The organism is Bradyrhizobium sp. Leo114, assembly GCF_055229415.2.
On record NZ_JBUYEN020000001.1, the window covers coordinates 258,332 to 275,527 of the forward strand.

General features: G+C 62.5%; 12 protein-coding genes and 1 pseudogene. 10 read left to right on the plus strand and 3 right to left on the minus strand.

Annotated features, from left to right (window positions below; translation table 11 throughout):
* Nucleotides 1–71: 71 nt before the first annotated feature.
* Nucleotides 72–2,837, minus strand: a complete 2,766-nt coding sequence (locus ACZIRK_RS01170) for an ATP-binding protein (protein WP_474417414.1) — start codon at nt 2,835–2,837, stop codon at nt 72–74.
* A 388-nt stretch (nt 2,838–3,225) separates the two neighbouring features.
* On the opposite strand from ACZIRK_RS01170, the gene ACZIRK_RS01175 reads away from it, so the two are divergent.
* Both ACZIRK_RS01175 and ACZIRK_RS01180 read left to right on the plus strand, forming a co-directional pair.
* Nucleotides 3,226–4,623, plus strand: a complete 1,398-nt coding sequence (locus ACZIRK_RS01175) for an NfeD family protein (RefSeq protein ID WP_463326787.1) — start codon at nt 3,226–3,228, stop codon at nt 4,621–4,623.
* On the plus strand, nt 4,620–5,378 hold the full coding sequence (locus ACZIRK_RS01180) for a slipin family protein (protein ID WP_463326788.1): 759 nt from the start codon (nt 4,620–4,622) through the stop codon (nt 5,376–5,378). The genes ACZIRK_RS01175 and ACZIRK_RS01180 overlap by 4 nt, the downstream gene beginning before the upstream one ends.
* Nucleotides 5,379–5,444: 66 nt before the next feature.
* On the opposite strand, the gene ACZIRK_RS01185 is transcribed toward ACZIRK_RS01180, so the two are convergent.
* Nucleotides 5,445–6,341: a ferritin-like domain-containing protein gene (locus ACZIRK_RS01185; protein ID WP_130223811.1), complete on the minus strand. Its 897-nt coding sequence runs from the start codon at nt 6,339–6,341 to the stop codon at nt 5,445–5,447.
* 193 nt (nt 6,342–6,534) lie between these two features.
* Between ACZIRK_RS01185 and ACZIRK_RS01190 the strand changes: the two genes are divergently transcribed.
* From ACZIRK_RS01190 to ACZIRK_RS01225, 8 genes are all read left to right on the plus strand, one after another.
* The gene (locus tag ACZIRK_RS01190) at nt 6,535–8,802 is read left to right on the plus strand and encodes a 4Fe-4S binding protein (RefSeq protein ID WP_463326789.1); all 2,268 of its coding nucleotides are present in this window, start codon (nt 6,535–6,537) and stop codon (nt 8,800–8,802) included.
* Nucleotides 8,795–10,741 carry a TAT-dependent nitrous-oxide reductase gene (gene nosZ, locus ACZIRK_RS01195; RefSeq protein ID WP_463326790.1) on the plus strand — a complete coding sequence of 649 codons (1,947 nt, stop codon included), beginning with the start codon at nt 8,795–8,797 and terminating at the stop codon, nt 10,739–10,741. The genes ACZIRK_RS01190 and nosZ overlap by 8 nt, the downstream gene beginning before the upstream one ends.
* The gene (locus ACZIRK_RS01200; RefSeq protein WP_463326791.1) at nt 10,741–12,138 is read left to right on the plus strand and encodes a nitrous oxide reductase family maturation protein NosD; all 1,398 of its coding nucleotides are present in this window, start codon (nt 10,741–10,743) and stop codon (nt 12,136–12,138) included. Before nosZ ends, ACZIRK_RS01200 begins: the two co-directional genes overlap by 1 nt.
* Complete coding sequence (locus ACZIRK_RS01205) at nt 12,135–13,052, plus strand: ABC transporter ATP-binding protein (protein WP_463326792.1); 918 nt, start codon at nt 12,135–12,137, stop codon at nt 13,050–13,052. Before ACZIRK_RS01200 ends, ACZIRK_RS01205 begins: the two co-directional genes overlap by 4 nt.
* Entirely contained in the window at nt 13,049–13,882 is an 834-nt protein-coding gene (locus ACZIRK_RS01210) for an ABC transporter permease (protein ID WP_463326793.1), read from the plus strand. Before ACZIRK_RS01205 ends, ACZIRK_RS01210 begins: the two co-directional genes overlap by 4 nt.
* On the plus strand, nt 13,879–14,430 hold the full coding sequence (locus tag ACZIRK_RS01215; protein WP_130223799.1) for a nitrous oxide reductase accessory protein NosL: 552 nt from the start codon (nt 13,879–13,881) through the stop codon (nt 14,428–14,430). Before ACZIRK_RS01210 ends, ACZIRK_RS01215 begins: the two co-directional genes overlap by 4 nt.
* Before the next feature lie 10 nt (nt 14,431–14,440).
* Nucleotides 14,441–15,436 (plus strand): FAD:protein FMN transferase, encoded by a 996-nt coding sequence (locus ACZIRK_RS01220; RefSeq protein WP_456641962.1) that lies wholly within the window; start codon nt 14,441–14,443, stop codon nt 15,434–15,436.
* 114 nt (nt 15,437–15,550) lie between these two features.
* The gene (locus ACZIRK_RS01225; protein ID WP_463326794.1) at nt 15,551–15,907 is read left to right on the plus strand and encodes a YbaN family protein; all 357 of its coding nucleotides are present in this window, start codon (nt 15,551–15,553) and stop codon (nt 15,905–15,907) included.
* Between the two features lie 58 nt (nt 15,908–15,965).
* Here the strand turns inward: ACZIRK_RS01225 and ACZIRK_RS01230 are convergent.
* Nucleotides 15,966–17,157: pseudogene (locus ACZIRK_RS01230) on the minus strand (ABC transporter substrate-binding protein).
* Nucleotides 17,158–17,196: the final 39 nt, after the last annotated feature.

Sequence of the window (17,196 nt, forward strand, 5' to 3'; positions counted from 1 at the left end):
GAAAAGGTCGCGCATGGCGACACGCGGGCGGTGACACGACTTGGACGACGTGGGCAGCCGCAGCTCGCGGCTCACTCGCTGGAAAACTGCGCCATCATTGCTTTTGCGCTTCTCAGGTCCGAAATCTCGAACCCCTCGGTGAACTTTCCGTACACGGAGGCAAGGATGTGGTGCGCGTTGGCAGGACGGTCCTGAGTGGCTCTCAATCGCGCAAAACTGATTGCCGTCCTCAACTCCCAAAACAGCGCGCCCTGGCTGCGCGCCACCTGGAGCGACTTGTCGAAGGACTGCTCGGCGGCGACAAGCGAACGACGGTCACCGGCGTGGAGCAGCAGCTCGCCTTTGATGCGCAACAGCTCGGCCTGGTACCATTGCTCTTCCCTCGCCTCGCAACGCGCAAGCGCCTCATTGACGGCAATAAGCCCCTGCGCGACGTCGCCTGCCTCGCCGAGACAGATCGCCAATTCGCCAAGAGGAAGCAGGAAGCGCGGCAAAAACCGCGCCTCGCCCGCCAGCTCGAGCGCTTTCCGCAGCACCGGCAATCCCGTGGCAACGCCGCCGCGCTTGGCCATCACCATGCCTCTGAAGGCGCGGGCCCACAAATTCCACAGGCGGATCGGGTGCCGCTCGGTATGCTCGATCAACAGTGCACAGTAGCGTTCCGCCGCATCGAGGTCGCCGGCAAGGAAAGTGATCGGGCAGGCGCCCTGCCCCAGCACGCTGCAGAACGTCAGCGCGTGGCCGCTCGCTCGGCCTTCCTCGATGTTGTGTTCGACCACGCGCAAGGCCTGGTCGGCTAGCCCCATGAGCCACAGGATGCGAGCCTGGAAATAGTGCGCCGATACTCTTAGGTCGAAGCGAAAGCGGATCACCTGCGGCTTTGGCGATAGATCCGAAAGGCGCGACAAGGTCCGCGTGATGTAATGATGCGCGAGGTTCTGGTCGCCGAGGTAGTGCAGCGTGGTAGCCAGCAGCCGATCGGCCATCATCAGGTCGACGGAGTTGCTCGAGCCACCTGCGATTTCGGCGAAGCGGTGCGCAAACTCCAGCGCCTTGCGAAATTCTCCGTTGTTGAACTGATCGATGCACAGTCCCCACAGCGCGCGCAGCAAATAATCGGCGTCGCCGAGTTGCTCTGCGAGTTGCAACGCCAAGGCCCAGGCGGGACCGGCCTCGCGGGCCCTACCGACGCCATACATCAGCGACCAGGCGTGTGCGGCCGAAAGCTGCATGCGCAGGCGCAATGCTTCCGGGCAAGCTTCATCGATCCTTGCCAGCGCCAACTCGGTGCGCTCGCGGCACTCCGCGAGCAGCGACAGTTGTACCCAGAGCGGCACCGCGGCCGCGGTCAATGCCACGCCAGTCTGCGCATCGCCGCTGGGGGAGAATGCCCAATCAAGGCTGGCACGCACGTTGTCGATATGCCGGCCGTAAATGGCAAGCCACTCCGCCTGCGGCTTCAGCTCGCTTTCGGCTTCTGCATTGGCGAAGAAGACGCGATAATATTGCGCGTGACGGCGCGCTGCATCGAAATATTCCCCTGAGCCATGCAGCTTTTCCAGCGCGTAAGCGCGCGTCGTATCCAGCAGGCGGTAGTGCGGCCGGTCGCCACGAATGTCGGCGACGGCAAGGGATTTTGCGACCAGATTGGCGAGGTGGTCGGTGACTTCGCCCCTCTCGTGATCGCCGGCAACCGCAATCACTGCGTCGAGCAGGAAATCGCCGGCGAAGATGCCGAGCCGCCGCAGGACCCGCGCCTCCGCCTCCGGCAGCAGGTCATAGCTCCAGTCGAGCGTCGCGCGCAGCGTTTGCTGCCGGGGCAGCGCAGTGCGCCGGCCCGTCGTAAGGAATTTGAATCTGTCGTCCAGAAGCGCCGCGATCTTGGGCGGGCCAAGCATCGCCGCGCGTGCCGCGGCAAACTCAATGGCGAGCGGAATGCCGTCGAGCCGGCGGCAAATAGCGGCAATGGCGCCAAGATTCTCCTCGTCGCGCTCGAAGCTAGAACCCTGCGCCTTCGCCCTGGTCATGAACAGTTCGACTGCGGTGTGTTCAAAGATGGCGTCCGGTGCGAGCAGAGGCTCAGGCGGCACTTCCAGTGGAGGCACGCGATAGACATGTTCGCCATCGATACGCAGGGCCTCGCGGCTGGTCGCGATAATGGTCGTACCGGGGCAGCGGCTGACGATCGTCTCGGTCAGCCTGGCTACGGCACCAATGACATGCTCGCAATTGTCGAAAACGACCAGCAACTCTCGCCCTCCGATGGCACGCGCGATGGCCTCTGCGCAGATCTCTTCACCTTCCAGTTTGATGCCGAGCACACTGGCAACCGCTGAAGGCACGAGTTCGGGATTTGAAAGCGAGGCCAGTTCGATGAGGAACCGGTCGGCCGTCAGTCCGGCCGGCGGCGACCTGGCCGCCTGCAGCGCCAGCGCTGTCTTGCCGATCCCGCCGGGCCCGACGAGACTCACGACTCGATAGGCCGACAGAAGCTCCCACAGGTGAGCGATCACCGTAGCGCGGCCGATGAGATTGAACCTCGCGGCCGGAATGTTGGTCGATGGCGACAGTTCGGGCGGGGCTGGCTGAGCCGGCGCATCGACATGCCGGATCTGCCATGATCCCAGAAGGCGATATCCCCGGCCGACCGTCGTGGCCAGCATGTCGCGATCCGAACCGAGGGCCTTGCGGATCGCCGCGATGTGCACACGAAGCGCGCCCTCCTCGACGAATACCCCCCGCCAGACCCGCTTGGTCAAATCACTCTTGGGAACCAGTTCGCCTTCTGCCTGGACCAATTCCGCAATGATCTCAAAGGCCCGTCCACCCAACGGCACGGGCACTCCCTGAGAGCGCAATTCCCGTCTGGCAAGATCGATTTCCCATCCCGCGCATGCATAGATGGGGCGCAGGCCTGATGCGGCCGTCATTTAGAGAAGCCCCAAGCAGTTGGTAAATTTCCACCCAGGCGACCAGCCTATCATCAGCCCAGTCGAAAGAAACCAACCCAGGCGAGAACCAATTGAGGACTGCTTCGCCTGCAGTCTGCCGCACCGGATCGGTTCAGCCTTTTCAAGAACGGAAGCAGGCGCCTGATGAGAACTCCGCGCGCGGCGCATACGTCGACCCTAGCTATCGCACCGCACAACGGCATCCGTGTACGTGGTCCACGGCCATTGAGGTTCCTGGACGGAACCCCATATCTTCGACAAGGGAGTCCTTGCCGTGCAGACCGTAAAGGCGGCCCTCGTTGCGGCGATCGCAATCGTCGCTCTGGTTGTCTCCCTCCTTCCCGGCTTAGCGGAGGAGAACCGCAGTCTTGCACTGACCATTTCGCTCGACGGGGCTATCGGACCGGCGTCGGCAAGTTACGTGAAGGACGCTCTGGCCAAGGCATCCGAACGACGCGCGGACATTGTCATTCTGCGTCTGAATACACCGGGCGGTCTCACCACCAGCATGCGCGAGATCATCTCGGATGTGATCGCTTCGCCCGTTCCTGTCGTAGGTTACGTAGCTCCCTCCGGAGCCCATGCCGCAAGCGCCGGGACCTATATTCTCTACGCGACCCATATCGCGGCAATGGCGCCGGGCACCAATATCGGTGCCGCGACGCCAGTACAGATTGGCGGTCCGATACCGGGCCTGCCGGGCGGTACTCCGGACAAGGACGGCAAAGACAAGAAGGATAGCGACCACCAGCCCGAGCCAAAGGATGCGATGACGGCAAAGGTGACGAATGATGCCGTCGCCCTCATCCGCAGCCTCGCCGAACTGCGCGGCCACAATGCTGACTGGGCCGAGAAGGCGGTGCGCGAGGCCGCGACCCTCTCCGCCAACGGCGCGTTGCAGGACCATGTCATCGATCTCATCGCACGCGATCCGGCCGAACTGCTCGCGAAGGTCGATGGTCGCGTCGTCGAGGTTGCAAGTGGCAAGACACAACGTCTGGCGACGAAAGACGCGGTCGTCGAAATAATCGATCCCGGATGGATCTCCCGGTTCCTGGCGGTCATCACTGATCCCAACGTCGCGTTCATTCTCCTGATGGTTGGCGTCTACGGGCTCATCTTCGAATTCATGTCCCCCGGCACGGTCGCCCCCGGAGTCGTCGGCACGATCTGCCTGCTGCTGGGCCTTTACGCCCTCAATTTGCTGCCGATCAGCTACGCCGGCCTCGCCCTGATGCTGGTCGGGATCGCGCTTCTTGCCTTCGAGGCCTTCAACCCGACGGTCGTGATCGGGCTCGGCGGAGTCATCGCCTTTGTACTGGGAGCGGTCATGCTCTTCAGGGTCGAAGCGCCCGGCTACCGACTCTCGTGGTGGCTCATCGCCGTCGTGACGGCGACGTTCATCGGCTTTGTTCTCGTCGTGCTCGGCTCGCTTCGGCGCGCTCGCACCGGTCCCGTGCGGGTCGGCGCGCAAGCCATGCGAGGCCTGTCCGCCAAGGTCCTCGATTGGTCCGAGAATGAAGGTCATGTCTTCACGCACGGCGAGCGATGGCAAGCACGCGGCACCGAAAGCTTCAGGCCCGGTGAGATGGTTGAGGTCGCCAACATCGTCGATCTGACGCTGGTGGTGCGGCGCGCGCCAGTCCCGACCGGCGAAGGAGGGAAATCATGATGCTTGATTACTTGACCTATGCAGCGCTTGTGCTGGTCGTCATCCTTTTCTTGACCCAGGCCATTCGCATCCTGCGGGAATATGAGCGCGGCGTCATCTTCACGCTCGGCCGTTTCACCGGAGTGAAGGGCCCGGGCCTCATCATCCTCATTCCGGCCGTGCAGCAACTCGTGAAGGTGGATCTCAGAGTGATGGTGCAGGTCGTGCCGCCCCAGGACGTGATTTCGCGCGACAACGTCTCGGTGAAGGTCAATGCTGTTCTCTACTTTCGCATCGTCGATCCTGAGCACGCGATCATCAAGGTCGGCGATTACATGGCCGCGACCAGCCAGCTCGCACAAACCACGCTGCGCTCGGTACTCGGCAAGCACGAACTTGACGAGATGTTGGCAGAACGCGACAGGTTAAACGCTGACATCCAGGAGATCCTCGACAAGCAGACCGATGTGTGGGGCATCAAGGTGACTGGAATCGAGATCAAGGATGTCGATATCAACGAAACCATGGTGCGCGCAATCGCCAAGCAGGCCGAAGCGGAACGGCTGCGACGCGCCAAAGTGATCAATGCGATGGGCGAACAGCAGGCCGCCGAGAAGCTCGTCGAGGCCGGCCGGATCCTCGCCCAGGAGCCGCAGGCGATGCAGCTACGCTATTTCGCGGCGCTGCACGACATCGCGGGCGAACGGTCCTCGACCGTGGTCTTTCCGCTCCCGATGAATCTGTTTGACCACCTTACTCGGCGGGAGTCAGCGTGATCTGGCCGTTTTCCTGAAGGGGTACCGATCGTGTGAGGCAAGCGCGAGGATGATTGTTTCCCAAGATCATCGCGCTTTAGGCTCGACGGCAGGCTCCAGGCTGCGCAGCCAAGCAAGCCGGGCGATGGCACGCTCGGCCAGCATCTGCAGAAGCTCAAGACGCGCCGGATCGTCCGAGCGTTCGGCACCGTCGAGATAGGCGTCGGTCAGAGCCTCGGCGATGGCCTGGGCATCAGTTGCCTGCAGCAGCGCCGGAGGAAAGGATCCGAATCCGGCGGCGCGGGCCGACATCAGTTCGGCCTCTTCGCGAAGCTCGCGAGCGCGGCTCTGCGAACGTGCTAGGAGTCGCGCCTCGAGGTCCGCAAGCCGCACAGCCAGACGAGTTTCCAATGCGCCGGCATCCACGCGAGCTGCCGCGTCAGCGGCCCCCTCGCCCGCGCGCTCCTTGTGCTCAAGATGATAGGCGCTGCGGCGTTCCTTGCGCAGGGTCGCCACATGCGCAAGCTCCTCCCGTGCCATGGCTTCGGCGGCCTTCCTGATCTCGGGATCGGCGGTGAAGGCCGCGACATAAGACCAGAAGGCAAATGCGCGCTCTTCATTGCGCACCGCCATCGCCAGGGCTCGATAAGGTGTCGTCAGCCGCGACGCCTTGATCTCCGCCATGGTCTCGGCATCGAAAGTCTCCGGCGCATCCCAGCGTACGAGTGCCGGATCAGGCGCCTTGCCACGGCGCGATAGCGACCAGCGTGTCACACTATCGACATGCTCGCGCTCGGCGGCCGCAAGCTGCGCGAAGACTGCTGCAAGATCATCTCTGTCCTGCGCCCGCATCTCTTCGGCAAGCTCCGAATAGCGATCCGCGGCCTCCTTCTCCATCGCATTGGCAAGAGCGAATAGCTCATCCAGCGACTGCAAGGTTCCCGCCGGCTCGTCTTTCAAAAGCAATGCTCGCGTCAGCAGCATGAGCCACCTGCATAGCTGTGTTTGATCCAGAACAAACTCGCTTGTCTCGGTTACGACTAGACAGCCGGTCTGAACAGGAGTCAAACTTTCGGTGGTTGGATCGGGGATCCCTTTAGGGTTGTCAGCGCCGACGCCCCCTTGTTCCAGTTCAGCGTGTCATGGCCCCCGACGAGCGGCCGCACTCGCGCTGGCCGTGATTGTCGCCGTCGGCATCATCTTCTGGACACGCGCGGCCCTCGCCGCGAGCGATCTCGCCACCTATCTGCCAAAAATCCACCCCGGCGACTTCTTCACAGGTGCGGATCGATTTGGTCCGCCGCAAGGAGACCCGCCGATCGTCCCCGTCTATCGCGGCGACCAACTGCAGGGCTTTGTCTATCTCAACTCGGATTTCGCCAATTCGATCGGCTATTCCGGCAAGCCGATTCACATCCTGGTCGGCATCGATACTGATGGCATCGTCAGAGGCCTGAGGCTCGTCGACCACAAGGAGCCGATCGTCCTGATCGGAATTCCTGAGCCGCGCATCGTTGCCGCCGTGAACGGCCTGATCGGCAAGGATATGAGGCCGATCGCGCAAGGCTCGGAACGGCCGCCGCAGGTCGACATCGTCAGCGGCGCGACCGTGACCGTGCTGGTCATGGGCGACAGCATCGTACGCTCCGCGGTACGGCTGATCCGAACCGGACGAATTGGCGGCGGAAGCGCCGCCGCGGCGGCGGCATTGCCGCCCGTTACCAAGACGCTTGACCTCGGAAAGAGCGAGATTCGTGACTGGGCCAGCCTTGTCGGCGACGGCTCGGTGCGGCGGCTGCACCTGACGATCGGCGAGGTCAATGAAGCATTCGCGAAATCAGGAAATGCGGCCGCCGCACAGAACCCTGAAGCAGGCGACGCTGGCGATACCTTCATCGATCTCTATGTCGCGCTTGCCAGCGCCCCGACGATCGGCCGCAGCCTGCTTGGCGACGACGGCTATGAGCGGCTGAAGGAGCGCCTGCAACCGGGACAGCAGGCGATCATGATCGCCGGCGAAGGCCTCTATTCTTTCAAGGGTTCGGCTTATGTGCGCGGCGGCATTTTCGACCGCGTCGAAATCCTTCAGGAAGGCTCCAGCACCCGCTTCCGCGACCGGAATCATACCCGCCTGGGCGCGCTCGCCGCCGACGGCGCGCCGGACTTCCACGAAATCGGATTGTTCGTCACGCCGCCCGAATTCACGCTCGATCCGACCCAGCCCTGGGAACTGCAACTGCTCGTGCAGAGAAATGTCGGCAGCCGCGACAAGGCATTTCTCACCTTCGATCTCGACTACAATCTGCCCGATCGCTACCTGCGATCCGAGCAGCGCGCGGTGACGGTGCCGTCTAGCACGCCCGCGGCGCAGACCTCTGCTCCCAGCGCACAGGTGTCCCTGCCGGCGGATGACGGCGAAGAGCCGCTATGGATGCGGATTTGGCGCTCGCAGCCCGCATCGATCGCGATCACCGCGATGGCGCTGATTGTACTCACCGCCATCTTCTTCTTTCAGAACATCCTGGTACGACGACCGACGCTCTACACCTGGGTTCGCCGGGGTTATCTCGCCTTTGTGCTGATCTGGCTTGGCTGGTACGCCAACGCGCAGCTCTCCGTCGTCAACGTGGTGACCTTCACCAGCGCCATGGTGACGGGCTTTCACTGGGAGTTCTTTCTCGCCGCACCGCTGATCTTCGTTTTGTGGTCGGCAACCGCTGCCGCGCTTCTGTTCTGGGGACGCGGTCCGTTCTGCGGATGGCTGTGCCCTTTCGGCGCGCTGCAGGAGCTGACCAACGCGGTCGCGAAATGGCTCAAGGTACCGCAGATCACGGTGCCCTGGGGCCTTCACGAACGTCTCTGGCCGATCAAGTACATCATCTTCCTTGCCGTGTTCGGTCTGTCGCTCTACTCCGTTGCGCTTGCAGAGACCTTCGCGGAAGTCGAACCGTTCAAGACCGCGATCATCCTGAAATTCGCGCGCGGCTGGCCGTTTGTCGCCTATGCGGGCGCCCTGCTCTTCATCGGCCTGTTCATCGAACGCTTCTTCTGCCGCTACCTCTGCCCGCTCGGCGCTGCACTTGCGATCCCCGGACGCATCCGGACCTTCGAGTGGCTGCGCCGCTGGAAAGAGTGCGGCTCGCCCTGCCAGCGCTGCGCCAAGGATTGTCCGGTGCAATCGATCCATCCCGAAGGGCACATCAACGTCAACGAGTGCATCTACTGCATGCACTGCCAGGAGCTCTACTACGACGACCAGCGCTGCCCGCACATGATCCAGGTGCGGCTCAAGCGCGAGAAGTTCCAGGCCATGTCATCGCCCTCGATGCGCGCGGGCGGAAGCGGACCGAAGACGGTCATCACGCATGCCGGAAAGCCGGTGCTCGCCGCCGCGCACTCACAAGCTCTAACCAGCCGTTCACACAAAGGAGACGAACATGGCTAGTGAGAAACATGATGACGACAAGTCGACGGCTATCAGCCGTCGTCAGATAGTGGGAACAGCAGCGATCGGCGCTGCCGGCATCGCCGGTGGACTGAGCATCGGCAGGGATCTTGCACCCGAGCCGGCTGCGGCACAGACCAAGGCAGCACCGGCGCGCGCCGGTGGCCTGAAGTCGGAGATCGCGCCAGGCGAGCTCGACGAATATTACACGTTCTTTTCCAGCGGCCAGACCGGCGAGGTCCGCATCGTCGGCATGCCCTCGATGCGCGAATTGATGCGCATTCCCGTGTTCAACCGCTGCAGCGCGACTGGTTGGGGCCAGACCAACGAAAGCCGCAAGATCATGACCGAGGGTCTGATGCCGGAGACCCGCGAGCGGCTGAAAGACCGTCTCGGCATCTGGATGAACGGCGATTGCCATCATCCGCATATGTCGTTCACGGACGGGACTTATGACGGCCGCTACGTCTTCATCAACGACAAGGCAAATACCCGCCTGGCTCGCATCCGCACCGACATCATGAAGTGCGACAAGATCATCGAGATTCCCAACCAGTACACGATCCACGGCATGCGCCTGCAGAGATATCCGCGCACCGGATATGTGTTCTGTAACGGCGAGTACGAGGTGCCGCTGCCAAACGACGGCAAGGTGCTGGACGACAAAAGCAAATACTGGTCGATCTTCACCGCCGTTGATGGCGACACGATGAAGATCGCGTGGCAGGTGATGGTTGACGGCAACCTCGACAACACCGACGCCGACTACCAGGGCAAATATGCGTTCGCGACCTGCTACAACTCCGAGAAGGGCGTGACGCTGGCCGAAATGACCGCAAGCGAGCAGGACTGGGTCACCGTCTTCAACATCAAGCGGATCGAGGAGGCCGTCAAGAAAGGCGACTACAAGGAGATGAATGGCGTGCCCGTGATCGATGGGCGGCATGGTTCACCTTACACGCGCTACGTTCCCGTCTCCAACAGCCCGCACGGATTGAACGCCGCGCCCGACGGGATTCACGTCGTCGCCAACGGCAAACTGGCCCCGACGGTAAGCGTCTTGGACGTCCGCCTGCTCGATCAGCTGTTCGACGACAAGATCAAGCCGCGCGATGTCGTGGTCGCCGAGCCCGAACTCGGACTCGGACCGCTGCATACGGCCTTCGATGGCAGAGGCAACGCTTATACGACTCTGTTTCTCGACAGCCAGGTGGCTAAGTGGAACATCGATCAAGCCAAGCGAGCGTTCAAGGGCGAGAAGGTCAACCCGATCATCCAGAAACTCGACGTGCAGTACCAGCCGGGTCACAACCATTCCTCGATGGGCGAGACCAAAGAGGCCGACGGAAAATGGTTGCTGTCGCTGAACAAGTTCTCCAAGGACCGGTTCCTCAACGTCGGTCCGCTCAAGCCGGAGAACGATCAGCTCATCGACATTTCGGGGGACCGCATGCGCCTCGTCCATGACGGCCCGAGTTTCGCCGAGCCGCATGACGCGGTGATCATCCATCGCTCGAAGCTCGACGGCCGCGTTCTCAGCATCTGGAAACGCGACGATCCGTTCTTCGAGGACGCGCGCAAGCAGGCGGCCGCCGACGGCGTCAAGCTCGAAAGCGACGCCAAGGTCGTCCGCGACGGCAACAAGGTGCGGGTCTACATGTACTCTGCTGCGCCCGCCTTCGCGCTCGACAAATTCGACGTCCAGCAAGGCGATGAGGTGACCGTCTACATCACCAATATCGATGACGTCGAGGACCTGACCCACGGCTTCTGCATCGTCAACTATGGCGTCAACATGGAGATCGACCCGCAGCAGACGTCGTCGGTAACGTTCGTCGCCGACAAGCCCGGCGTGTACTGGTACTTCTGCACCTGGTTCTGTCACGCCATGCACATGGAAATGCGCGGGCGCATGTTCGTGCACCCGCGAAACGCATGATGGAGCGGACAGCACACCATATGGCGTGCTTCGGGCTGGCGGCGCTTGCCGCCGCCAGCCTTGTCGTGCAGGCATCAGCAGCGCAGCTTGCGATTGCGCCGGACGTTAGCGACGTGCAGGCGGTGCTCGACCAGACGGCGGACGGTGATGAAGTGCGCCTCTCCGCCGGCACCTATCGCGGACCGCTGCGGATCGCCCGCCGTATTACATTTGCCGGCGAAACCGGAGCTGTCATCGCGGGATCTCGCCAGGGCAGCGTCGTGACGGTCACCGCCCCCGGCGCCGTGGTGCGCGGCCTTGAAGTGCGCGGCTCCGGGCGTTCGCTCGAGACGATGGACTCCGGCATTTTTGTCGAGCAATCCGCGCGCGACGCCGTCATCGAGGACAATCTTCTCGAGGACAATCTGTTCGGCGTCTATGTCCACGGAGCTCCCGATGCCGTGGTTCGCCACAACCGCATTGCCGGCTTGCGCCAGATCCGCATCAGCGAGGCCGGCAACGGCGTATCGGTGTGGAATGCCCCCGGGGCCAAGGTGATCGACAACGAAGTCCGCTATGGGCGCGACGGCATCTTCGTCATATCGAGCCGCAACAATGTGTTCAGCGGCAACCGCTTCAGCAACCTGCGCTTCGCGATCCACTACATGTACGCCAATGACGGCGAGGTCACCAACAACGTTTCGACCGGGAATACCATCGGCTTCGCATTCATGTTCTCGAACCGGCTCGTCGTTCGAAACAATGTGTCCGACCACGATCGCGATCGAGGCATGCTGTTCAACGCTGCGAACGGTTCGAAAATCCTCGGGAATGCCGTGATCGGCGGATTGCAGCCGGCCGAGCGCTGGGCGACTTCCGACAGCCGCGCGGAAGAAGGCATTTCGCAAGCGGACGCCGGCACCACCGCGCAGGCAAGCCAGACCAAGGCTCCACGCCTGGGCCCGGAAAAATGCGTATTCATCTACAACACCAACAACAATCGGCTGGAGAACAACTGGTTCGAAGGCTGCGAAATCGGCGTGCATTTCACCGCAGGTTCCGAAGGCAACGCCATCACCGGCAATGCGTTCGTCAACAACGTCAACCAGGTCAAATATGTCGGCACGCGCTATCTCGACTGGTCGAAAGGCGGGCGCGGCAATTACTGGAGCGACAATCCGGCCTTCGATCTCAACGGCGACGGCATTGCCGATACGGCGTATCGGCCCAACGACCTGATCGACCGGGTGTTGTGGACCGCGCCTGCGGCCAAAGTTCTGATCAACAGTCCCGCCGTCCAGGTGATCCGGTGGGCGCAGCGACAATTTCCCGCGCTGCTGCCGGGTGGCGTCGTCGACAATCACCCGCTGATGTCGCCGCCAGCGCGCCGCAAGCTTGCGGAAGGAACTCGGCCATGAGCACGGTACGAATAACGGACGTCAGCAAACGGTATGGGCGCATCAATGCGGTGTCGGGCGCCTCGTTCGAGCTTGGCCAAGGCCAAATGGTCGCCTTGATCGGCCACAACGGTGCCGGCAAGACCACGCTGATGAAACTGATGCTGGGTTTGATTCACCCGACGCACGGCACGATCCGGGTTCTGGGCGAGGATCCCGCCGCTGGTCAGTTTTCGGCACGGCGCCGGCTTGGCTACCTGCCGGAAAACGTTTCCTTCGATGCAACGTTGACTGGCCGCGAGACGCAGCGGTTCTATGCTTGGCTGAAGCAGGAGCCGATCGCAAAGGCGGAGCACCTGCTTGATGTCGTCGGGCTCGGCGCAGCCGCGGACCGGCGGGTCGGCACATATTCGAAAGGCATGCGCCAGCGCCTCGGGCTGGCGCAAGCGCTGATCGGACGGCCGCAATTGCTGCTGCTCGACGAACCGACCACCGGTCTCGATCCGGAACTGCGCCAGACCTTCTATGACGCGATCCAGCGGCTTGCAGCCGAAGGCACCACGGTTCTGCTCTGCTCGCATGCGCTGACGGAGCTGGAGGAACGGGCGGGACGCGTGATCATCATGAACCGCGGGGTCAAGGTCGCCGATGGCTCGCTCGATGAGCTGAGGCGGCTGGCGCAACTGCCGACCCGGATCCGGCTGAAAATATCCGGCCTTGCTCCCGGCGAGATACCGGCCTGGTTACCCGCATCCGCTCCGCACCGGCGGCTCAACGGCCACGTTGTCGAGATCGATGCGGCACCGGAGCAAAAGATCGAACTATTGCGCCGCGTGACTGCAACCGACACCTCGGTCGAGGATCTCGACGTGACGTCGCCGAACCTCGACGAACTCTACGCGCATTTCCTGCGATCGGCGGAGGGGCAGCGATGAATGCCGTTCTCACCATTATGGCCAAGGAAATCCGCCAGGCCGTTCGCAACCGCTGGGTGCTTGCTGCAACGCTGCTGCTGGCCGCCCTGGCGCTGTCGTTGACCTTCCTTGGCAGCGCGCCAAGCGGCAGCAATGTGGGCGCACGTCCGCTCGACGTGATCATCGTCAGCCTTTCTAGTCTTACGATCTTCCTGGTGCCACTGATTGCGCTTCTGATCTCGCACGATGCCATCGTCGGGGACATGGAACGTGGCACCATGCTCCTGCTCCTGAGCTACCCAGTCGCTCGCTGGCAGGTGCTGATCGGGAAATTCTGCGGACATCTCGCCGTGCTCGCCTTCGCGACCAGTCTCGGCTATGGGGCCGCGGTCGCTGCCTTGTTGGCGACAGGCAGTGACATGGATCGCGAGGGGCTGGCGGCGTTCATCGCAATGATCGGCTCCTCCGTGCTGCTGGGAGCGGTCTTCATTGCAATCGGTTATTGGGTCAGCGCGCAGGTGCGCGACCGCGGCACCGCCGCTGGCGTCTGTATCGGCCTGTGGCTGCTGCTCGTGCTGGTTTATGACATGGCGTTGCTCGGCCTCCTCGTCCTGGACAAGGGGCAGAACATGTCGGGTCCCGTTCTCAACACCTTGCTCCTCCTCAATCCGACTGACATCTACAGGCTCCTCAATTTGACCGGCTTTGCCAATGTCAGCGCGTTCTCGGGCATGGCAGGACTTGCGGGCAGCGCGACATTGTCGGTCCCCGTCCTCGTGGCGGCGCTCGCGCTATGGACCTTTATTCCACTGACAGCCGCAAGCCTGTCCTTCTCCCGGAGGGAGCTATGAAGCGTGTTGCTGTTGTCCATGCGCTGCTCGCGCTGATCCTACTTGCAGGCTGCAACGAAAAACGGCAGGCCGCGCTGCCCCTGCCGCACGCGATGACGGCAGAGGCGATCGGCCGCTATTGCGGCATGAACGTGCTCGAGCACCCGGGGCCGAAGGGACAGATCCTGGTAGCCAGCCTGATCGAGCCGGTCTGGTTCTCCTCGGCGCGCGATGCCATCGCCTTCACGATGCTGCCGGACGAACCGAAGGACATCCAGGCCATCTATGTCTCCGACATGGCGAAGGCGGCGAGCTGGGACAAGCCCGGCGCGGATAATTGGGTCGAGGCGCGAAAGGCGCTGTTCGTGATCGGCAGCCGCGTCAAGAGCGGGATGGGCGGCCTCGAAGCCGTGCCGTTCTCGGACCGGGGCGCCGCCGAAAAGTTTGTCGCCGAAAATGGCGGGCACATCGTTGGCTTCAGCGAGGTGCCGCGGGATTACGTGCTGGGATCGAACGAGTCCAGCGCATCGACGGATGACAAGACGGCCGCGCCGGGCTCGACAAACTGAGGAGGAGTTCATGGCCGAGATTTTATCGCGCCGCCGCTTCATCCGTATCAGCGCCGCGGCGGCAGGCCTTTCTCTCGCCCCTTTCGGACGCGGGGCAAAGGCGGACACCAACCTCGTCACCTGGCGCGGCACGATGCTCGGCACCACCGCCACCTTGAAGATCCATCACGAGCACCCGCATGAAGCGGAACGCCTGATCGCTGTAGCCTCTTCGGAAGCGCGACGGCTCGAGCGACTGTTCAGCCTCTACCGGGAAGACTCCGCCCTGGTCGAGCTGAACCGGACGGGCGTGCTGGTCGATCCTCCTGCCGAACTCGTGGATCTCCTGGAAATCTCCCTGCGTTATGCGGAGCTGACCAACGGGGCGTTCGATCCGACCGTGCAGCCGTTGTGGCGCCTCTATGCCGATCACTTCTCGCGCGCCCACGCCGATCCCAACGGCCCTGCCCCGGCCGATGTGCAGCTCGCCCTCGCAAATGTGGGCTACCGCTGGCTTCACGTCAGCCGCGACCGCATTGCGATGCCGCGCGGGGCCGCGATCACTTTGAACGGCATCGCGCAAGGCTATGTCACAGACAGGATCGTCGACCTCCTGCGCGCGCAAGGTATCGCGCGCAGTCTCGTCGACATGGGCGAGAGCCGCGCCATCGGACCGCGTCCGGATGGACAGCCTTGGGAAATCGGGATTGCCGACCCCGATTCGGTAGGGGTCACAGCGACGGTCATTCCGATCGTCGACCGCGCGGTATCGACATCGGGCAGCTATGGCTTCTGTTTCGACGCCGATGGTCGCTTCAACCACCTGTTCGACCCGTCGAGCGGCGGCTGCGCCGGACGCTACCGCAGTGTGACCACCATCGCCGCCGATGCGACTGCCGCCGATGCGATGTCCACCGCCTTCAGCTTCATGACGGAGCCGCGCATCCGATCACTGCTTATGCCCGCGAGGATCGAACGGGTACATCTCATCGATGCGCGCGGATATGCGTCTGATCTGGTCGCGTAAGACAACGCACCAGAAGACGGCCAGCCCTTTCACCTCGGTTGCGCCGCCGATCTGGAACTATGATAAGCTCGGCATCCGTCACAAGCCCTCGCTCTTGCATGGTGGTTGCGGCTGATGCGTCGCGTTTATCTTGTTCTTGGCTTTATTTTCGTCGCCACCGGTTTTGTCGGAGCACTCTTGCCGGTGCTCCCGACAACGCCGTTCCTCATCCTTGCCACGACCTGCTTCGCACGGTCCTCACCGCGGCTCGAGAATTGGCTTCTCTCCCATCCCCGCTTCGGGCCAGCCCTGCGTGGGTGGCATGAGCACGGCGCGATCCCCCTGAGGGCGAAGCTGCTGGCGCTTGCCGGCATGAGCGTTGGATTCCTGCTGTTCTGGATCGGAGCCGCGCCTGGCCCGATCCTGATGGCAAGCGTCGGAGTGCTGATGCTTACCGGTCTGGTCTACGTTTTCACCAGACCATCGGCTTGACTTGAACAGGCTGGTCGCGGCGCTCCCCCAAGCATCACGCCCCAGGACCAACGCAGAGCTATTTCCCTACCAGCGGACATTGGCTTTCGGGGAGCGGACGGAACGATTCCTCGCCGGACATCTCAGCCAACACCTTATAGAAATCGCCGCGATATTTGGATTCGGCGGGGGACTTCACCTTCATCAGGTAGGTCTTGTGCATCACACGACCATCGACCCGGACTTCAACGTTCTTGTTGTAGAAGTCGTTCACCGGCATTTCCCGCATCTTCGCGGCAACAGCCCTGCCCTCATCGGTACCGGCCGCCTGCACGCCCTTCAAATAGTGCATCACGGAGGCATAAGTGCCGGCCGTGATCAGATTTGGGATGAACCCACCGGAGCGTTCCATGAAGCGCTTGGCCCAGGCGCGGGTCTCATCGTTAGCATCCCAATAGAATGACGTGGTCAGCGTCAAACCTTGGGCGACGTTAAGTCCAAGCCCCTCGATATCGTTGATATAGATCACCAGACTCGCCAGGTTTTGCCCGGACTGGACGATACCGAATTCGCGAGCCTGTTTGATGGCGGCCAGCAGATCGGCGCCTGACATCGCCAGTCCGATTTTCCTTGGCTTTGGACGCCTGCGCCTGCAAGAGGAACGAGGAGAAGTCCGGCGAGCCAAAGGGAAAACGCACGCTGCCGACCACCTTGCCGCCGTTCGCCTCGACGAAGCGGCTCGCGTCATTCTGAAGAGAGTGACCGAAGGCATAGTCGCTGGTCAGGAAGAACCAGGAAGTGCCACCCTGTTTGGTCACTTGGCTGGCGGTGCCCTTGGCGAACGCGTATGTGTCGTAGCTCCACTGCGTCGTGGTCGCCGAACAGGCCTTTCCGGTGAGCTCTGTGGTCGCTGCGCCCGAGATCAGCAGGATCTTGTTGCGCGGACGCGCAATCTCCTGCGTCGCCAGCGCGACCGCAGAACCGGCAACGTCCGTGATCGCATCGACGCCTTCAGCGTCAAACCACTTGCGACTTAACGTAGAGGCGATATCAGCCTTGTTCTGATGATCCGCGGTGACGACGACGATCGGCTTGCCGAGAACCTTCCCTCCGAAGTCATCAACGGCCATCTGCGTGGCCTCGACCGAATGCTTGCCGACGAGATAGGCGAATCCGCCCGAGTGGTCCGTCAACACGCCAATTTTGACCACGTCGTCGGAGACCTGCGCGTACGCGCTAGCGGACGACGCCAGCACAGCCGCGACGACCATTCCCAGGCTTGATGTCTTCACAATCGTTCTTCCCTCTCC